Origin of the sequence: Psychrobacter sp. CAL346-MNA-CIBAN-0220, from assembly GCF_040309805.1 — a bacterium.
Classification (GTDB): Bacteria; Pseudomonadota; Gammaproteobacteria; order Pseudomonadales; family Moraxellaceae; genus Psychrobacter.
On sequence record NZ_JBEOPF010000203.1, the window covers coordinates 1 to 277 of the forward strand.

1 protein-coding gene is annotated in these 277 nt (G+C 40.4%); it reads right to left on the minus strand.

Annotated elements, in window-relative coordinates; translation table 11 throughout:
• Window positions 1-277: hypothetical protein (locus tag AAEY88_RS13330; protein WP_350563157.1), on the minus strand; the 277-nt coding region annotated here is incomplete at both ends.

Below are 277 nucleotides of genomic sequence, written 5' to 3' on the forward strand. Positions count from 1 at the left end.
TTTCAAATGAGTATTGATCAGCACCACCTTGCTCTGGAAACTCAGATAAATTAAGCGCTGATGCATCATCATCTAAACCACCTTCATACTCAGAGGTACGGTAGCTTGAGATAAACTTACTTGTATAAGTGTCGTTAATTGCCCAATCAGCAGCAAATGAAGTTCCCCAACCTGAGTAAGAAGTTGATTCAATACCCGCAACGGTTGTGCCTAAATCATCTGGATTTGCCGGAATTAAATCTGGTGTTAATAATGGGAAATCGCCATTGTTCTGATC